The organism is Ahrensia marina, from assembly GCF_001293565.1.
In the GTDB taxonomy this organism is placed as follows: Bacteria; Pseudomonadota; Alphaproteobacteria; order Rhizobiales; family Rhizobiaceae; genus Ahrensia; species Ahrensia marina.
The window spans coordinates 1-17,555 of record NZ_JXMU01000032.1 but is presented as its reverse complement, the minus strand read 5'-3'; the positions used below and the strand labels follow the sequence as shown (position 1 = coordinate 17,555).

Sequence of the window (17,555 nt, the reverse complement as noted above, 5' to 3'; positions counted from 1 at the left end):
ATAATCTTGATATCGCATCTGCGTTCGTTAGGTCTTGTTAGCGGACATCGCTTTTCGTTGGGTTATACCCCAGCAGTCTCAATGCATTAATTGTTACGAGTACAGTTGCGCCCGTATCTGCCAGTATTGCAATCCACAATCCCGTTATCCCAAATACTGTGGTTACTAGAAACACGGTCTTCAACCCAAGTGCGATCACAACATTTTGTCTTATATTTGCCATGGCAGCTCGTGACATGCGGATCATTGCCGGAACATCGGTCACGCGATCTCGCAAGATCGCTGCGTCAGCAGTTTCGAGCGCGACATCCGTTCCTGAACCCATAGCGACCCCTACCGATGCTTGTTTCAGCGCTGGTGCATCATTGATACCGTCACCAATCATCATAACGCCGCCTTTTTGGTTCATTATTCGGATGTGTTCGAGCTTATCTTCCGGCAACATTCCGGCACTAAACTCCATGCCCAATCCATCTGCAATCGCTGCTGCTGTTCGTTCATTGTCTCCAGTCAAAATTATAGGCGTAATTCCAAGCTGTTTAATTTGAGCGATAGCTTCAGCAGCATCTTTGCGCGGTTCATCGCGCATAGCGATCAATCCAAGTGGTTCGTTTTTTCGATAAACAATGACTGCAGTTTTACCTTGACGTTCATATGTGGCAGCAATTTCCATATTTTTATCGGTTATTACATTGCTTGATAAGGCATATTTGGGGCTTGTCACCCATGCCGGGACACCGTCTACGATGGCCTCAACTCCCTTGCCCATGAGCGCTTTAGCGCCATCTGATTTAGGAAGGGTTATCTTTTCGATTTCCGCTTTTCTCAAAATTGCTACCGCAAGCGGATGGCTGGAACCTGCTTCCACGCCTGAAGCGATTTTAAGAATTTCATGGTCGGTATAATCACCCAGAGCTATGACGTCCGTCACAACTGGTCGGCCGTAAGTAAGTGTTCCTGTCTTATCAAATGCAATTTGATGCGTCTTTGCAGCGGCTTCAATGACAGCTCCACCCTTGAATAACATGCCTTTTCTGGCTGATGAAGAGAGTGCCGAAGCAATTGAAGCGGGCACAGAAATAACAAGCGCGCACGGACAGCCAATCAGAAGTAAAGCCAAACCGCGGTAAATCCACGTGTCCCACGCCTCGCCCAATACAAGCGGTGGGATGACGATCACGAGAGCCGAGGCAATGACGATTGCTGGCATATACCAGCGGCTGAACCGATCAATAAAGCGCTCTGTTGGTGCTCGGGCGGATTCTGCCTCCTCGACAAGCTGAATTATACGGGAAATTGTATTGTCTTGCGCTGTTTTTGTCACCTCCACCCGCAAAGCTGCTTCCGTGTTGATCGAACCGGCGAATACATCATTCCCGGGCTGTTTTGCCACCGGTATGCTTTCTCCTGTCACAGGGCTTTCATCGAGTCCGCTGAATCCTGATACAATTTGGCCGTCGGCAGGAACACGATCGCCTGGGCGCACCAGCACAATCTCTCCGATTTTTAAAGTTTCTGCGGCAACTTCTTTAGTTGTTCCATTATCTTCGAGTAGGGCTGTTTTAGGAACGAGTTGGGCTAGTGAACGAATGCCATCACGCGCTTTATTGGCTGCAACTCCCTCTAAAAGTTCGCCAACAGCAAATAGAAAAACAACAAGTGCGGCTTCTTCTGCCGCACCAATAAACAACGCGCCGCTAGCTGCGATTGTCATCAACATTTCAATTGTAAATAGTTGGCCTGTTGTGAGTGCGGCAAATGCTCTTCGCGCCACAGGGATCAAACCCAACACACAAGCAACAATGAAGGCCCATTTTCCAATGCCCGACACGGCAACTAATTCAATGGCCCATGCAAGAACAAGTAGAAGGCCGGTACCAATAACTAGACGACCTTTCGCTGATTGATACCAACTCGTCTCACGGTCAGTTGGAATATTATGAAGGCGTTGCTGTTCATTTTGAATGTTTGCATCAACTTTGTTCGGATGCTTTACAGAGCGACTAGAATGTTCGTCTGCGTGATCATGATTGCAGTCCACGCAATTATGAACTTGATCGGGTTCATCTTTTTCGGTTGTACTTGGGATGGCTTTGATCTGGCGCTCAACTCCATATCCTAGTTTTCTGATTGTCTTTTCAATTTTGGCTGGATTTCCCGTTTCTTTATCAAGTTCAATTTTTAACTTCTCTGACATGATAGACAGTTTTATTGTGCCGACGCCAGGTAATCGTTCTACAGCCTTGGTGATCTTTGAAGCGCATGAAGCGCAGTCCATGCCTGAAACAGTCCATTCATAATTTTCAACATTTCTAGGCTTCATAATTTTTCTCCGATTGCACTGACAAGATCTTTCTAAGACCTCTAGCAACTAGAGGTTCAATAGTAAAAATCACTTGCGAGCATATATTTTGATAACACTTCAATTGAGGCACGCAGTAAGGTCAGAATGCTGAGACACAAAGTGATCTGACGCTATAAGATGCCGTGGAAGCGGATTAGTAATATAAATTTTACTGAAGAAACCGAGAACTGAATCCGGACTGCCGGTGAGAACGCGGTAAACGTAAGTAATATTTATCCACAGGTTTATTCGGCCTGTTTTTAAAGCCTCAAAAACGGCTTTTTTCAAATCGTTTTCGAAGCCTCTTCAAAGCCCCTGGAGAGGCGTTTGAAGGTTGGGGTAGGTTTGTTGAATTTAGTTCTGTTTCACGCGCTGGAGGCTTTGTGGTGGCGTGAGGGCGGATTCTAATCGTCAAATGAGGAGCGTATTGTTGGTCTCACTGAATCGAAGGCGTTTTTGAGTGCCTTCATAGCGTGAGAGAGTAGCGATGATGACCAATGATAGCCTTGAGATAGAATATTTGCCGATTTTAAAGTTGACGCCCTATGACCAGAACGCGCGAACCCATTCGCGCCGTCAGATCAAGCAGATTGCAAAAAGCATTGAGACATTCGGCTTTACCAATCCAGTTTTGATCAGTGATGATGGTGAGATCATTGCCGGCCATGGCCGGGTGAGGGCAGCTGAGTTGCTAGGTATGCACGAGGTTCCCACATTAAAGCTGTCGCACTTAAGTGAAGCGGAAAGACGTGCCTATGTGCTGGCTGATAATAAGCTGGCGCTCAACGCTGGTTGGGACCAAGAATTGCTTGCGATTGAACTGCAAGGCCTGATTGATCTTGACTTCGATGTGGAACTGACAGGCTTCGAGCTGGCAGAGATTGATATCGCACTGGCGTTTAATGATCAGAGCGGCGGCGATGATGCAGATAAGATGCCTGAGCAAGTGGATGGGCCACCCGTTACAAGAACAGGCGATATCTGGCTGATGGGCAAGCACCGGCTGCTGTGCGGTGATGCCCAAAGGCGCGGGGACATTGAGCGGCTTGTGGGTGGAAAGTCTGTCGATCTGATTTTTACCGATCCGCCTTACAATGTTCAGGTCGACGGCAATGTCTGCGGTAAGGGGAGTGTAAAGCATAAAGAGTTCGCCTTTGCTTCGGGCGAGATGACGAAAGATCAGTTTACATCGTTTCTGACAACCACACTGTCCAATGCGGCTTCAGTGTGCCGTGATGGGGCTATTGCTTTTGTCTGTATGGACTGGCGCCATATGCGTGAGATGCTGGATGCGGGTGAGACAGCCTTTGATGAATTGAAGAACCTGTGCGTGTGGAACAAGACCAATGGCGGTATGGGAAGCTTCTATCGCTCCAAGCATGAATTAGTCTTTGTGTTTAAGAAAGGAACGGCTGCCAACATCAATAGCTTTGGGCTTGGCGAGACAGGTCGCTATCGCACCAATGTGTGGGATTATGCCGGTATTAGCTCGATGAGCGCAACACGCGGTGAAGAACTGGCCATGCATCCAACGGTTAAACCGGTGGCTATGATCGAAGATGCCATCAAGGATTGCAGCAAAAGACGCGATATAGTTCTGGATATGTTTGCTGGTTCTGGCTCGACACTGATTGCGGCTGAACAATGTGGACGCACTGCTTATCTTCTTGAATATGAACCAGCCTATTGCGACACGATCGTGCGGCGATGGCAAAAGCTCACAGGCCAGCAGGCACGGTTGGAAGCAAGCGGTCAGACGTTCGAGGAAATAGCCGCTGAACGTTTCAAAGAAAGCCAACCGGATGAACATCGGAATACAGACTTCCCGCCAGTCACAAACACTAATAGGCCTCGGCTATCGCCGGTAGGGCAAGACAGTGACGCGACGCCGGCTGCGCGTACTGACCCAAAGCTAGGCGCTGATGAAGTGGACGTTCCGGTATCATCGAATGTTGTAAGCAATCTAGACAAGGAGGCAGTCGCGTCATCGTCCGCGCTTGCGCCAAACGACCAATCATCAGTATTAGGCAAGTCCCATCCAAATAGCGCTGTCACCAGCTCCAAAGTCGGCGAGGTGCGGTCATGACAGATGAGTCTAATAAAAAGCAGCCGCAACCAAATGATGCGATAAACACTGACAGGATTAAGCAGCGCACTCTGCTTGGTGATGCAAATGGAACTGACAAGCAAGATGTCAGTCACAGTACCCGCTTTCAAAAAGGGCAGTCCGGTAATCCCAAGGGGCGGCCCACAAAAAGCAAGAGCAGCAAGGCTTCAATCGGCGCAACGAATAACAAAGTAATCGAGATATCGGAACACACCTATCAGCTTGCCATCGACCAAATCATTCTGGAATTTGCCGACAAAGAGCTGACCGTAAAGGTGGGTGACCAGCCTATTAAAATGAGTGGTAGAGAAGCGCTGGCGCAGGCACAGGCCAAGTCAGCGCTGAACGGCAATGCCCATGCGCAGAAAGATATTCAAAACCGGATTGAAAGGGCCGAGCGCATACAGCTGCGCAAGAAGGTAGCAGATGCCATATTCTGGCATGATTATAAGACTGTGATGACTGCGAAGCTTCAGACGCTGGCAGATGAGGGCTCTGCGATCGACGAAGAAGCTTTCCTGCCTCATCCAGACGATATTGAAATCAATGAAGACCTGACGATCAGGTTTACCGGCCCGACGACACCAGAAGCATTGCGCAAGTGCCATGAAACCATGCGCTTCAGGGAGGCGTTCATCCTTCAAGCAGAATTAGATCGACGCCTTGCACCTAAAACTGACAAGACAGCAGGTATGGGCGCTTTGTTGTTTGCAAAGAACTATGAACGTCTACTGCCAGCCAGAATGCGTTATAGTGATAGCGACTGGCTCAATGCTGTTTGGCGGACTGAGAAAATCAACAAGCGCAATCTGCTCAAAGCCGTCAAATCAGCATGGCATGACGCGCTGAGAGACAAAGGCGGCCTCCTTGATACAAATGTCAAACGCGGACTTCGGTTTCCTGGCATCAAGGCTGCCGAGAACTTCTGCGCCGATCTTCATGAATTCTGCCATGAGGCTACAAATAGTGATCGTCAGATAACGGAAACGGATGCAGAAGAACTATGTGACATCGCCAATGAGTTCGGTGATCAACTCAAACGAGTGAACAAGCGGTAAGAGCTTAACGGCAACTACAACATCAAAGACAGGGCAGACACGAAAGACGCCGAACCTCCAAGCGTTCCGGACGCAATCAGGACGCAATTGGAAGCCAATCCGGTGTGTAGCCACATACCATAAATGAGGACTCACCCATACCATGACACAAATACCGGACTATGTACGCGGATATCGTGATGCCTTCAAAGATGTCATAACACTCATTCACATGCGTGCTGATGAAATGACGCAGCCAAGCGCAAAGCGAATGGTCAATGCCGTCGCCTTCCAGCTTGGCGAAGATTCAAAGATTCTTGAGCGTCGCGAGATGTTCCAGCGTCTGCGCACCTACATCAAAGAAACCGGCGTACTGCCCCCGCATCTGCCGGAGCAAATCATTCAGGACTTCGACTATGTTGAAAAAGCCATCGCCGATGACCGTGCTGTTCGAAAACGAATTCTCGAAGGCCTCAGAATAGAAAGGATATCCAACACACGGGCCAGGTTTGTTTTTGAGGATAAGAAACAAGAGCCGAGACTTAACGACGATTAAATTTCCGTGTCACTTCCAATGGATGGTTTTCTATTAGCACTTAATGATCGCATGATGTTTGCAACTTATGAAACCGTTTTTTGTATTATCTTTTCCCATCTCAACTAGTGTCAGAAAAATACTGTAAGCGCCAAACGTGGCACTCTCTAAATCTTAAAAAGTTCAGCAAGAAAAATTCAAGTTATCAAGAAGTTCTTTGCCATCAATAGATTTGCACACCGAGCCCGTTGGCCGAGCAGTTGGTACATCATTTGCGGCCAGCATGGCATTCAGAACAGCTTCTTCAATAGCCTCCACAGCTGATAGGTAAACTTGGTCTAGAAATTCGTCATTGAGACTTATGAATGTTCTCCAAGGTCCTGAAAACTGCGGCAACTCTGCCTCGTTAGCTGTGCTGAACGCCAGAAATATGTCACCTGAATTGTTGCCGCCCGGCGAACCGGATTTACTTATCCCGATGGTCGCCCGGCGCGAGAGCTTCTCCAACTGGAGCGGCGATAGCGGCAAATCAGTTGCGATAATGCACACAATTGAGCCGCGCTCATTTTTGAACCCCGGTATTCTATCTGCGCACATGGTCTCACCCAGCCGTACACCCGATACCGTCAACCATGGTCGGATGCCGTGATTTGCCTGTACAAGAACGCCCAGTGTGAAGTTACCGCCGTCAATCGCAAATGTTCTGGAGGACGTACCGGTGCCCCCCTTGTATTCATAGCAAATCATGCCGGTGCCGCCGCCGACATTGCCTTCTTCAATTGTGCCCGACTTTGCTGATTTTATTGCTGATAACGCGTGATCTTTTGTAACATGAAAGCCATTTATATCGTTCAAAACACCGTCATAGGTCTCTGCAACAACTGGCATTGCCCACAGATGATTATGCTGCCAGCTGTCCGCATAATGCTCGACCATCCACCGTGTGGCACCGTCATGGACAGGGCCGACTGAATGGGAATTTGTTATCATCACCGGACCAACCAGATAGCCGCCGTCTTTAACCCAATGTGTTCCAGTCATCTCACCATTGCCATTCAGTGAAAACTGACCGGCCCATACCGGCCGGGGCGTCTTATCAAAACCGCGTGGCAGAATTGCTGTTACACCGGTTAGAACCGGTAGAGCACCTGTTTGCAGGGCGGGGTCGACATAGGATGATAACGTCTCATAGCCGACCAGAACGCCCGGAACATCCGTAATGGCATTGTATGGACCGGTTTCTCCGCAGAAAGTTAACCCTATAGCGCGTGCGCGCGGTTTGGTTGGAATCCCGGCATCCATATCAGTTTCTCCTCGATCTCATATAAAGACCTATCGACGCTATGATTATTGAAAACAGAAGCATAATCGTCGCAATCGCATTGATTTCCGGCTTGATGCCGCGACGGAGCATTCCATAGATGAAAACAGGGAGAGTCTGGCTGTCCACGCCGGCGATGAAGTAGGTGATAACCAGGTCGTCCATTGATATGATGAATGACAAAAGCGCACCGCCAATCACTCCGGGCATAATCATCGGCAAAGTCACCCTGCGAAATGTGGTCCATCCATTGGCACCTAGGTCTGCGGAGGCCTCTTCCAGAGTTTCGTCCATATCGGCAATTCGCGCTGATACGACTATGAACACGTAGCTTGTCAGAAACGTACAGTGCCCGATAATGATGGTGTAGATCGATAGCTGGGCTCCGATGCTGACAAAGAAAATCAGCAATGCAATGCCAAGGACAATATCGGGCATAATCATGGGCATGAACATCAACGCCCTGTAGAAGCCCTTCAGTTTGAACTTGAACCGTGCGACAGCAAGCGCAATCGACGTACCGAACACCGTCGCAATCAGCGTTGTCGTCAGAGCGATGACGAGACTGTTTTGAACGGCGGCATAAAGCTGGTCGGTTGAATCCAGATATAGTGCGGATTCTGATGATGCGTTGGTCATACCAAATATGGTTTTGTACCAGTCAAGGGTAAAACTTTCCCAGATCATCATGTTGACCGGGTTTGAATTGAACGAAAAGACAACGATCAGCAATATCGGCGCATAGACAAATGCGAAAAAGAAGTAGCCGTAAATTGACAGAGCACTGGATCGCAAAACCTTTAGAATTTTCATATCACTGCACCTCCTTGATCGAAGGCGTTCTTGCTAACCGGTCTTCACGGGTCATCATTTTTACGTAGTAAACCAGAAGCACAAGTATTGCAGCCATAACAATCATTCCAAGGGCAGAGCCGAACGGCCAATTTCGCGCTGAAAGAAACTGTTGTTCGATAAGATTGCCGATCATCAGCACTTTTGCACCCCCTAGAAGCGAGGGAACGATAAAATTGCCGAGTGCGGGAATGAATACAATGATCGAACCGCCGATGATGCCGGGCAAAGTCAGTGGCAGGATCACACGCCTGAATGTTTGCAGCCGGGTAGCGCCTAGGTCAGATGAAGATTCAAGCAGCGACATGTCGAGTTTTTCTATTGAGGCGTAAAGTGGAAGAAACATGAACGGTATGAACACATAGGTCATGCCAATAATTACGGCGGTATCTGTGAAAATGATTTGGAGCGGTTCTGATATTAGTCCCGTGCCCATCAGCGCCTGATTTAGAAATCCGGTGGGCCGTAAAATTAGAACCCAGGCAAACAGGCGCACTATAAGGCTGACGAAAAAGGGCAAGGTAACCAGAAAAAGAAACAGATTCTTTTTCGTGTCGCTCATCTTGCTGATCCAGAACGCAGCGGGATAACAGACGAACAGGCAAATAAGGACAGTCGTCAGCGCCAGACGAACCGATTTGAAAAAAATAGCGAGATAGACCGGATCAAATTTTTCATATCGAGAGTCGGCCCATCCTAAAATCCGGCCGTAATTTAGATCATAAAAGTTCCAAACCACACCACCGTAAAGTCCGGGTTCAAGCCAACTGTAGATCACCATTATGGTAAGCGGCACGATAAAAAAGACCAGCAAAAAGAGCGTTGGGGGGACGAGCAATCCCAAGAGCATGATGCGTCTGCGATCCACATTCGTTTTAGAACTGATCATTCGTGCACCGCTTCAGCTGCAATCACATGCAGTGCCTCTTTATCGATAAAAAATTCAATTTCGGATCGTGGCGAGCCAATAGGGTCACGTGACTGGGCGCTTGGTCGCAAAGTCGCTTTTATAGCAAGTCCGTCATGGGTTGTGGCAAGGATTTGATAGTCTGCACCGACAAAGAACAATTGATCAATTTTTGCTTTAAATTTCAGACCTTCACGGTCTGCATTATGCCCGACAGACAGGTCCTCTGGCCGCGCCAGTAATTTGACTTTTACGCCCTCTCTCAGTCCGGACTTGTTGATGGAAACTTTCTGGCCGTTCCCAATTTGGACAAGAGCGTTTTGAGATGACGCTTCAACGACATGACCTTCAAACAAATTGCTTTCGCCAACAAACCGCGCGACAAATTCCGTTTTTGGTCTTCTATAGAGGTCTTCAGGAGTGCCATGCTGCTGGATTTTACCGTCGCTGAGCACCACAATACGGTCCGACATTGTCAATGCTTCTTCCTGATCGTGCGTGACAAATACGAAGGCAATGCCGAACTCGGCCTGCAGTGATTTCAGTTCCTGCTGCATTTTATGACGCAGATTCTTGTCCAGCGCTGAAAGAGGTTCATCGAGCAACAGAATTTTGGGTTGTGCAATAAGCGAGCGTGCAAGCGCTACGCGCTGCCGCTGGCCGCCGGAAAGCTGGTTGATTTTTCTGTCCCCGAAGCCGGCGAGTCCGACAATATCCAGCATTTTACCAACGCGTTCTGAAATTTCTTTCTTGGGGGTATCAGCAACGTCGAGGCTGTAGGCAATATTCTTTGCAATCGTCATATGCGGAAAAAGCGCATAGTTCTGAAATACTGTGTTGACCGGTCGTTTATGCGCGGGAAGGTGGGTAACAGGAGAACCTGCAATTTCGATTGCCCCGCTTTCAAGGCCCTCAAATCCGCTGATCGCACGCAGCAGTGTGGTCTTGCCGCAGCCTGATGGTCCCAGAAGTGTGACAAACTCGTTTTGTTCAACACGCAAAGACACGTCATCAAGAGCAGTCACAGATTTACCGTCCGGCGTGTGAAAACGTTTTGTTGCACCAGTAATGTTTAGAATAGGGGACATGGCATATCTCGGTTGTGACTTTGAAAGGACGCGGCACATCGAATGCAGCGCGCCTCAAGGTGTTTAGGTACTAACCGTTTTATTGTGCAGTTTTAATCGCAGTCCATTCACGATTATAGAGCTTCAAATCCTGGCCAAGGTCTTCGAAGATTTGCAGTTTGGACAAAACATCCGCAGGCGGATAGATGGAAGGATTGTCTGCTATTTCCGATGGAATAAGCGCTTGAGCAGGAATGTTAGGTGTGCCGTTCATTTGTTGCTCCACATTCAAAGCTGCAATTTCAGGCTTGAGGTAGAACTCCATGAATTTTTTTGCATTGGCCTGATTAGGAGCATTTTTTAGAACGCACATATCTTCTTGGTACATCGTTGCCCCTTCTTCCGGAATTATGTACTCGAGGATGTCCGGGTTTTGCTGAACAAAGATGTTCGCACCGACATACCAGTGGGCGGCTGCCACATCGCCTGACTGCACTAAGGGAATGCTATCATAAGAAAACGCTGATACGTTTTCGAGATTATCTTTGATAACATTTGCTGCGGCAACCACTTCTGCTTCATCAGTGGAATTGACAGAGGTGCCGTTCAGAATGTGGCCAATGCCAATTGTCTCACGAGGGTCATCAAGCAATATGATCTTCTCGCCGCTTTTTGCCAATTCGAACAGATCAGCCCAACCAGAAAGTTCATCAACTTTGTTTTTGTTGTAAACGATGCCGACATTGCCCCATGCATAGGGCAGGCAGTATTCTGCATTTGGGTCAGTGCTGGCGCGTACAAATTGAGGATCAATATTATCAAAGCCAGGGCTGGAGCCAATATCCGTCTTGGCCAACAAATCCAGCTGGCTCATAATGTCGTGCATATGGACAGATGGAAATACAATGTCGTATCCGCTCGCGCCGGCTTGGATTTTCGCCAGCATTTCCTCATTGGATCCATATGTGTCTAAGGAGACTTCAATGCCTGTTTCTTCGGTAAATCTGGTGAGAACTTCAGGGTTGATGTAGTCTCCCCAGTTGTAAAGGCTCAATTTTTCCTGCGCCTGTGCGGCATTCGTGGCTGCCAAAGCTGTCAGCGCCAACGCGGCAATTTTTATAGATTTCAAAGCATTCATCTTGCTCTCCTCGTTTTGCATCTGGATATTCAAGTCGCAGTTGATTGCTACAGGGTGATGTAATAATAACTTTATTGTCAAATGTTATTATTCTGTCATTTTAAGAGGCACTTATGAGCGATGGATTTGCATCATTTCCGCAGGGTCCGCTTGGTGAATTTATAGGCAAGCTTGAACAGGCCCTGCCAAGTCTGCCTAAACAGGAAGCAAAGATCGCGCAATTTATGTTATTAAATGTGCAGACGATCGGGCCGGAAACTGGAAAATCACTGGCCGAGCGTGTAGGTGTTAGTGAAATAACAGTCGGCAGGCTGATGCGCCGTTTAGGCTATAATGGCACAAAGCACTTGAAAGAGATTTTGCGCCAGCATTACTCGGTTGGCGGCAGACCGATTGTTCCGACCTCGGATATCAATAAGTACTTAAGCAAAACTATGGAGTCGGAAATTTCTGTCATCCGTTCGGTTTTTGAGCAGACCGGCAATGACCATTGGCGGCGTGCAACTAAACTTATAGAAGATTCGCACAAAATCTATATCACCGGTTTTCAATCCGTGCGTGGGTTGGCGGAAGATTTTGCGCGGCGGCTTTCCATTGCACGTCCCGATGTACAGTATTTGTCACCACATGACGGAATGCTGGGCGAATGGCTGGACAGTAAAAATGATCGTGCCAAACACGAATGTCTTATACTGATCGACGTTGTGCCTTATGCAACCGAGGGGCAGGAATTGATGAAGGTTGCCAGACGGCAGGGACGCTCATCAATCGTGGTTTCTGATGAATATTGCCATTGGAGCTCTGATCTGGCCGATGCCGCTCTTTATGCACCGTCCAACACCGGTTTGTTCCTTGAATCGACCATCGGGCTGAATGTGATTTTAAGCCTGCTGACAAATCATTCAGCTACAGTTGACAGGGAGGGTTCGAAGAAGCGTTTGGCGAGTTGGAAAAAGAATGCGAGGCGATTGAAACTGTTTTAATGATCGGAACCTCAAAAGAAAGCAATGTGGACCAATCCACCAGGCCTGGGCAGCTACATGAAACCGACACGCCCGCACCTGCCCGAGCAGATTGCTAAGGAGTTCATTCTTCAAAAAATGCCACTGTAAATGGCCGAGTGGGGCGAAAGCGAGCTATGGAGTGCTGGAATATCATTGAACTATTAGCGTTACACTTCAAACTTGTTGCTAGGTGGATTTACGATTGGAAGCTCGAAATTCCAATTCACACGTTGAATTCGTTCCATAATGGCGAGTTATGGGTCAATGTGAGTAAGAGGGTGGGGCGCTTTCGGCCCTTTGCGGCCATTCGACCACCAAAACTGGCTTTGCCAAGAGCGGACATTGAAGCAACCTGAGAGCTGTTGGTGACTAGATGTCGGCATTGCAGACGCAAAACTGCCGTTCGAGTGATCTAGATGAAGGGCAGCTTGCTCGAAAGAAAACCAACCGGCCCTAGTTTTGTGCCGCCGGGCGGATAACAATGTCGCCGACTTCAACATCGGATGGTTGGTTAATGGCAAAAGCAACGGTCTGCGCGATTGAATCGGCTGACAGACCGATTTCACCCATTCGTTTTTCGATGGCGCTTCTTACGGTTTCATCCGCAATGGAGCTGGCAAACTCCGTTTGAACAAATCCGGGCGAGACGTTTGTAACACGTAGGTCGGGACCAGACTCTAGTCGCAACCCCTCACCAATCGTCCGCAACGCATTCTTTGTCGCGGCATAGACGGCCATATGCGGTGCGAGGACCAATCCAGCTGTTGAGACGATATTGATAACATGGCCGCTTCCTTGCTGTCGGAAGATCGGCAGGGCTGCCGCAATCCCATAGAGCGGTCCGCGCAGATTGACATCAATCATCGCGTCCCATTCGTCAACGTTCAGATCATCGAGAGCTGATATGGGGGCGATCCCGGCATTGTTCACCAAAACATCGAGCTGGCCGAACCGTTCCACGGCTTGGCTCACAAAAGCCGATACACTCGCGCGGTCGGTGACGTCTAAGCTACAAGAAATCACATCTGCGCCGTCCCGGCGCAAGCCCTCTGCGGCGGCGTCAATTCTATCTGCGCGGCGTGCGCCAATCACAAGCTTCGCGCCGCTTTGGGCCAACAGCTTTGCTGTCGCGAGACCGATCCCGCTGCTGGCACCGGTGATAGCAATAACTTTTTGGGTTGTGTGGGGCATGATATCTCCTTTGTTTTGTTTTCTGTTTCCCAATAATTGACGAGGCTGCGCGGATTTTCTATAATTTAAGATGTGAAAATCTGTAGAGAACGTCCAAATGATCGATGTGCTTTCTGATGTGTTGAATCATCTCAATTTGCGCAGTGTCCGTTGCTCACGGCTGGAAGCCTCTGGTGCGTGGTCTTTGAGGTTTTCTCTGCGCACGACGTTAAAATTTGTTGCCGTGATGAAAGGGGAAGCTTGGCTCATTCCTGACGAAGAAAATCCGGTGCATCTTTGTGAGGGCGATGCATTCTTTCTCTCGAATGCAGCAGGATATGTCGTCGCAAGCGATGCGACAGTAACCCCAATGGATGGGCTGAACGCTTTCGATTGGGATACAGGGAAGACGGGATGTTTTGGCGGTGACGATACCATTATGCTTGGCGGTGGATTCGATGTGCATGGTGGCCCCATCGATTTTCTGCTCAAGGTTATGCCAAAGGTCATCCAGATTTCAGCGCAGAGCCATTCCGCGAAAGCGCTGCGTCTGTCTCTCTCATTGTTGGACAGTGAATTAGAAAATCAGAAAATCGGAAGCGATGCCGCGAGCAAAAGTCTTGCAGATGTTATGCTTGTCCATGCGCTGCGGGCATATGCATTTGGGGATGGTTTTCGTTCGCCAACGTGGCTGAACGGCCTTGCACACCCTAAAATCAGTCGGGCGCTGGCAGTGATGCATGGCAATCCAGAATATGGGTGGAAAGTGGAAGACTTGGCCCGCGCGGCTAGTATGTCGCGGTCGTCTTTTGCTCGGATTTTTGCGGAAAAGGTTGGGCTGCCCCCTTTGGCTTACCTGACCCAATGGAGACTGGAACGCGCCTGCGCTGCGTTGCGGCAAGGTGTAGAGCCGATCTCAGGCATTGCTCAAGCCTCTGGCTACGGATCTGAAAGTGCTTTTGGATTGGCGTTCAAGCGACAGCTTGGCATTTCACCCGGTCGATATCGGAAGGATCATGGTCTAATGAATCCCGAAAAAGCTGTCATTGGCCATTAGTGCAACATTGAGTGCTCTGGGCTCGAAGCGGAAATTGCCTTCCATAATGCTATGCGACAAAATCCTCTTGCTTAATGTCTGAGTGTTGCGGTTGGAGGGTATGGTAGAGGAGACTTCACTATGTCCGCTTCTAATCTTCCAATGATAATTCCGTCTAAGCGCGCATGGAATTATGGCCGCATTATTGGCCAAAAACGACCGCTGTTGCCGAAACACGTTTGGGCCATCAGGGTGCGCCTAGAACTCAGCAATTCCATCCGTGATTTAGCGCTCTTCAATTTGGCGATAGACAGCAAACTGCGCGGCTGCGATCTAGTCAGATTAAAGGTAACCGATGTGTACTCAGCTGGCTCAATCAAAGAGCGTACGTCTATATTGCAAAGCAAGACCAAAACACCTGTTCGTTTTGAGATAAGCGAAGGCACAAGAAAATCACTTATTGATTGGCTTCAAGATCCAATGATGAGTGGACATGAGTTCCTATGGCCTGGCCGCTTCCACGATCGCCCGCACATCTCTACACGCCAATATGCGCGAATGCTGAAGGACTGGGTGAAATCTATTGGATTGGAACCAAGCGCTTATGGAACCCATTCAATGCGTCGAACTAAAGTCGCTCAGATCTATCGGAAGACAGGTAACCTGCGCGCAGTCCAACTGCTACTTGGTCACACAAAGATGGATAGCACAGTGCGTTACCTCGGTGTGGATCTCGAAGACGCGTTATCAATTTCTGAGAATGTGGAAATTTAAGCAAACTGGGTCGGCTTCATTGCCGGCCCAAAGCCGACATTGGTGATCAACCACTATATTTCTGGTCTTGCGCTATCATGGGTCTACACTGGCCGTTACCTGAATTCCGTTGTGACCACCTATGTGGGCTGTTTACTAGTATTCGTGGTATGATAAACTACTTTTGTACGCGGATAACTTTCCTTACACATGCTCAAGTGTAAGTTTCGATACAAATTGAAAAGAAGCATTGGTGAAGGTAACTTGAGCGAGAATGCAACATCTGAGGAGCGGCTTGCCAAGTTTAAACGCTTCAAAAAGGAGCTTCATGAGTTTGAGTCTCTTTTCGAAGCTGCTTTTGACGAGCTTCACAACACTGTAGTTGCAAAGATAAAGCTCCCCGGCACTAATGTCGGACCACATCACGACTATCCCAAAAAAACTACCACAAGCGCTGGCTTTCCCAGCTTCCATGAGGCTGGCTTCTACGATGACAAATCTCCCCGAAATTACGTTGGTGTTGTAAGGTCCCGAGGGCTGCTTGGTGCGTTAATGGCTAAGTTTGATGTCCCCGATAGCGAACTTCCAGCATATGAAAGCCTTAAGAATTTTCTTGAAACGCATGATATCGGTCGAAAACTCAAATATACCGATTACAAGGATGAAGCAGTTTTTTCCGAGCTCTTGCTCAAAAATATCGTTGGCAGCGCTGTAGAGAAGTATTTGCATCATAATGGGATTGAAGCACCGATAGAACCAAAGGCCAGAAACGCAATTTTGGCACCGCTCAAGTTTGGCGTTGTTCAAGGAAAACATCGAATTACATTAATGGTGCCGATCGCCCTCACGCATTTTGATTTCGATCACTACCGTTTGTCAGAGTCGAGCTATTTATCACGTATTCCCAAGAGGCTTCAGCTCTCGCGCGCTCGGCTTCCTGTGTATGGCTCTGGAGCATCGAAACAGGTTGTAAATGCTGCAACCCATGCCTTTGTATCCAATGAATGGTCCATAGAAAGTGATAGTGCGTCAGAAATTTCAAACTCACTTTCATCGGCATCTGAAAATGAGTTGGACGCCGCAGATACTTTCCTCTGCGCGCTAAGAATAGCTACTGGGGTTAGGACCGGTTACGCGCAACTTCTCTGGGTACCAAGAGGTTGGGCGTTGGATTACTATTGCGACTTGCCGCCTGTGTACGGTGCATCTCTACGGCAGTATCCAGCTCAGTTCGATAATTTCGGATGGGCTGAGGAATGTCCTACAATATCGGCTGAAGAAATGGATACTGTCCGGCATGTGTACGAGCAAATAATTGACAGCGACAGTGAATCAATAAGGCTTGCGATGAGGCGCTTAAATGGTTGCCTGACACGCAGCGACCCGTCCGATGCCGTTCTAGATGGCACGATTGGTTTAGAGTTGTTGTTGGGTGATGACCAAAACCAATCTCTTTCCTATAAACTTAGACTCCGCACGGCGGCTCTTTCTTGGTTGTCGGCAGATGCTGAGCCAGCCCCCGAAATTGCCCAGAAAGTTAAGCGCTTATACGAAGCACGCTCTGCGATCGTTCATGGAAAAAGGAAGAATCGCTCAAAGAATGCTGCCCACAAGGGCACTGAATTTGGCAAAGAAGATCGGCAGCTAGCCGCCGAATTACTTCGATTTGTGCTGAGAACTCTGCTCGCCAATCCAAAATATCTTGATCCGTCAAAAATCGATAGTGAACTAATTCTGCGAGCTGCCGCAGCAGACCAACAAAACTCTGATAGCTGACGCAATTACGAAATTGTTGATTTAGTGTTTTTGACTGCAAATTACAATTTGGCTGCACTCTTAAAAAAGCACCAATTCGTCAGATCACTAACAATTTTCGACTTAAAAAACTTCAGGTAGACCGACGCTAATCTGACATTAGTGCCGCACTTTTCTCCTTGGGATCGCTAGGTAATGTCCGCTTCCCGCCCATTGCAGCCAATCGGAAAGGGCAGTGCGACCTCAGCGGAAAGCAACTGGCGACACGAAATCTGTCTAGATATTTGTCAATCTCTCGACTGGACTCTTTGCCGAAAGGAAGCAGTACTGCGTCTGTCATATAAGTGTTTGATCGTTAGCGCCCGGTTCCGGGCTCTGCTCAGTACAAGGCCGGTGGTCGGCTTTGGGTACAGAGCGGAGAAGCGGATATGACAACAAGTTCACCTACACTCAATAAGAGCGACCAACTGGTTGCGATGTTGAAGAAGCCCAATGGCATGCGCGTGTCGTTGATTGGCGAAAAGCTGGA

The 17,555-nt window shown here is 48.5% G+C and carries 14 protein-coding genes; 7 read left to right on the top strand and 7 right to left on the bottom strand.

Annotated elements, in window-relative coordinates; translation table 11 throughout:
- Positions 1-37 precede the first annotated feature (37 nt).
- On the bottom strand, positions 38-2,323 hold the full coding sequence (locus SU32_RS15870) for a heavy metal translocating P-type ATPase (protein ID WP_054000363.1): 2,286 nt from the start codon (positions 2,321-2,323) through the stop codon (positions 38-40).
- Positions 2,324-2,831: 508 nt separating this feature from the next.
- On the opposite strand from SU32_RS15870, the gene SU32_RS15865 reads away from it, so the two are divergent.
- The 3 genes from SU32_RS15865 to SU32_RS15855 all read left to right on the top strand — a co-directional run bounded on the left by SU32_RS15865 (position 2,832) and on the right by SU32_RS15855 (position 6,044).
- Complete coding sequence (locus SU32_RS15865) at positions 2,832-4,430, top strand: site-specific DNA-methyltransferase (RefSeq protein ID WP_201454985.1); 1,599 nt, start codon at positions 2,832-2,834, stop codon at positions 4,428-4,430.
- Complete coding sequence (locus SU32_RS15860) at positions 4,427-5,509, top strand: DUF5681 domain-containing protein (RefSeq protein ID WP_054000362.1); 1,083 nt, start codon at positions 4,427-4,429, stop codon at positions 5,507-5,509. Before SU32_RS15865 ends, SU32_RS15860 begins: the two co-directional genes overlap by 4 nt.
- A 142-nt stretch (positions 5,510-5,651) precedes the next feature.
- Complete coding sequence (locus SU32_RS15855; protein WP_054000361.1) at positions 5,652-6,044, top strand: hypothetical protein; 393 nt, start codon at positions 5,652-5,654, stop codon at positions 6,042-6,044.
- Positions 6,045-6,206: 162 nt separating this feature from the next.
- Here SU32_RS15855 and SU32_RS15850 read toward each other — a convergent pair whose 3' ends face one another.
- The 5 genes from SU32_RS15850 to SU32_RS15830 all read right to left on the bottom strand — a co-directional run bounded on the left by SU32_RS15850 (position 6,207) and on the right by SU32_RS15830 (position 11,308).
- Positions 6,207-7,325 (bottom strand): DmpA family aminopeptidase, encoded by a 1,119-nt coding sequence (locus SU32_RS15850; protein WP_054000360.1) that lies wholly within the window; start codon positions 7,323-7,325, stop codon positions 6,207-6,209.
- Between the two features lies 1 nt (position 7,326).
- Entirely contained in the window at positions 7,327-8,157 is an 831-nt protein-coding gene (locus SU32_RS15845; protein WP_054000359.1) for an ABC transporter permease, read from the bottom strand.
- Position 8,158: 1 nt separating this feature from the next.
- The gene (locus SU32_RS15840) at positions 8,159-9,085 is read right to left on the bottom strand and encodes an ABC transporter permease (RefSeq protein ID WP_054000358.1); all 927 of its coding nucleotides are present in this window, start codon (positions 9,083-9,085) and stop codon (positions 8,159-8,161) included.
- Entirely contained in the window at positions 9,082-10,191 is a 1,110-nt protein-coding gene (locus SU32_RS15835; protein ID WP_054000357.1) for an ABC transporter ATP-binding protein, read from the bottom strand. The genes SU32_RS15840 and SU32_RS15835 overlap by 4 nt, the downstream gene beginning before the upstream one ends.
- A 79-nt stretch (positions 10,192-10,270) precedes the next feature.
- On the bottom strand, positions 10,271-11,308 hold the full coding sequence (locus tag SU32_RS15830; RefSeq protein ID WP_054000356.1) for an ABC transporter substrate-binding protein: 1,038 nt from the start codon (positions 11,306-11,308) through the stop codon (positions 10,271-10,273).
- 113 nt (positions 11,309-11,421) lie between these two features.
- On the opposite strand from SU32_RS15830, the gene SU32_RS15825 reads away from it, so the two are divergent.
- Positions 11,422-12,291 carry a MurR/RpiR family transcriptional regulator gene (locus SU32_RS15825; RefSeq protein WP_054000355.1) on the top strand — a complete coding sequence of 290 codons (870 nt, stop codon included), beginning with the start codon at positions 11,422-11,424 and terminating at the stop codon, positions 12,289-12,291.
- 474 nt (positions 12,292-12,765) lie between these two features.
- Here the strand turns inward: SU32_RS15825 and SU32_RS15815 are convergent, their stop codons facing one another.
- Positions 12,766-13,503 (bottom strand): SDR family oxidoreductase, encoded by a 738-nt coding sequence (locus SU32_RS15815; protein WP_054000353.1) that lies wholly within the window; start codon positions 13,501-13,503, stop codon positions 12,766-12,768.
- 97 nt (positions 13,504-13,600) lie between these two features.
- On the opposite strand from SU32_RS15815, the gene SU32_RS15810 reads away from it, so the two are divergent.
- The 3 genes from SU32_RS15810 (at position 13,601) to SU32_RS15800 (ending at position 17,047) form a co-directional block, all read left to right on the top strand.
- Positions 13,601-14,539 carry an AraC family transcriptional regulator gene (locus SU32_RS15810; protein WP_054000352.1) on the top strand — a complete coding sequence of 313 codons (939 nt, stop codon included), beginning with the start codon at positions 13,601-13,603 and terminating at the stop codon, positions 14,537-14,539.
- Between the two features lie 120 nt (positions 14,540-14,659).
- A complete protein-coding gene (locus SU32_RS15805) occupies positions 14,660-15,292 on the top strand; it encodes a tyrosine-type recombinase/integrase (RefSeq protein WP_054000351.1) in 633 nt (210 codons plus the stop codon).
- Between the two features lie 243 nt (positions 15,293-15,535).
- Positions 15,536-17,047 (top strand): HEPN domain-containing protein, encoded by a 1,512-nt coding sequence (locus tag SU32_RS15800; RefSeq protein ID WP_144421179.1) that lies wholly within the window; start codon positions 15,536-15,538, stop codon positions 17,045-17,047.
- The last annotated feature ends 508 nt before the right edge of the window (positions 17,048-17,555 follow it).

Coding starts and splice junctions, on each gene's coding strand:
- SU32_RS15870 (WP_054000363.1), bottom strand. CDS start 2,323: ATGAAGCCTAGAAATGTTGAAAATTATGAATGGACTGTTTCAGGCATG.
- SU32_RS15865 (WP_201454985.1), top strand. CDS start 2,832: ATGATGACCAATGATAGCCTTGAGATAGAATATTTGCCGATTTTAAAG.
- SU32_RS15860 (WP_054000362.1), top strand. CDS start 4,427: ATGACAGATGAGTCTAATAAAAAGCAGCCGCAACCAAATGATGCGATA.
- SU32_RS15855 (WP_054000361.1), top strand. CDS start 5,652: ATGACACAAATACCGGACTATGTACGCGGATATCGTGATGCCTTCAAA.
- SU32_RS15850 (WP_054000360.1), bottom strand. CDS start 7,325: ATGGATGCCGGGATTCCAACCAAACCGCGCGCACGCGCTATAGGGTTA.
- SU32_RS15845 (WP_054000359.1), bottom strand. CDS start 8,157: ATGAAAATTCTAAAGGTTTTGCGATCCAGTGCTCTGTCAATTTACGGC.
- SU32_RS15840 (WP_054000358.1), bottom strand. CDS start 9,085: ATGATCAGTTCTAAAACGAATGTGGATCGCAGACGCATCATGCTCTTG.
- SU32_RS15835 (WP_054000357.1), bottom strand. CDS start 10,191: ATGTCCCCTATTCTAAACATTACTGGTGCAACAAAACGTTTTCACACG.
- SU32_RS15830 (WP_054000356.1), bottom strand. CDS start 11,308: ATGAATGCTTTGAAATCTATAAAAATTGCCGCGTTGGCGCTGACAGCT.
- SU32_RS15825 (WP_054000355.1), top strand. CDS start 11,422: ATGAGCGATGGATTTGCATCATTTCCGCAGGGTCCGCTTGGTGAATTT.
- SU32_RS15815 (WP_054000353.1), bottom strand. CDS start 13,503: ATGCCCCACACAACCCAAAAAGTTATTGCTATCACCGGTGCCAGCAGC.
- SU32_RS15810 (WP_054000352.1), top strand. CDS start 13,601: ATGATCGATGTGCTTTCTGATGTGTTGAATCATCTCAATTTGCGCAGT.
- SU32_RS15805 (WP_054000351.1), top strand. CDS start 14,660: ATGTCCGCTTCTAATCTTCCAATGATAATTCCGTCTAAGCGCGCATGG.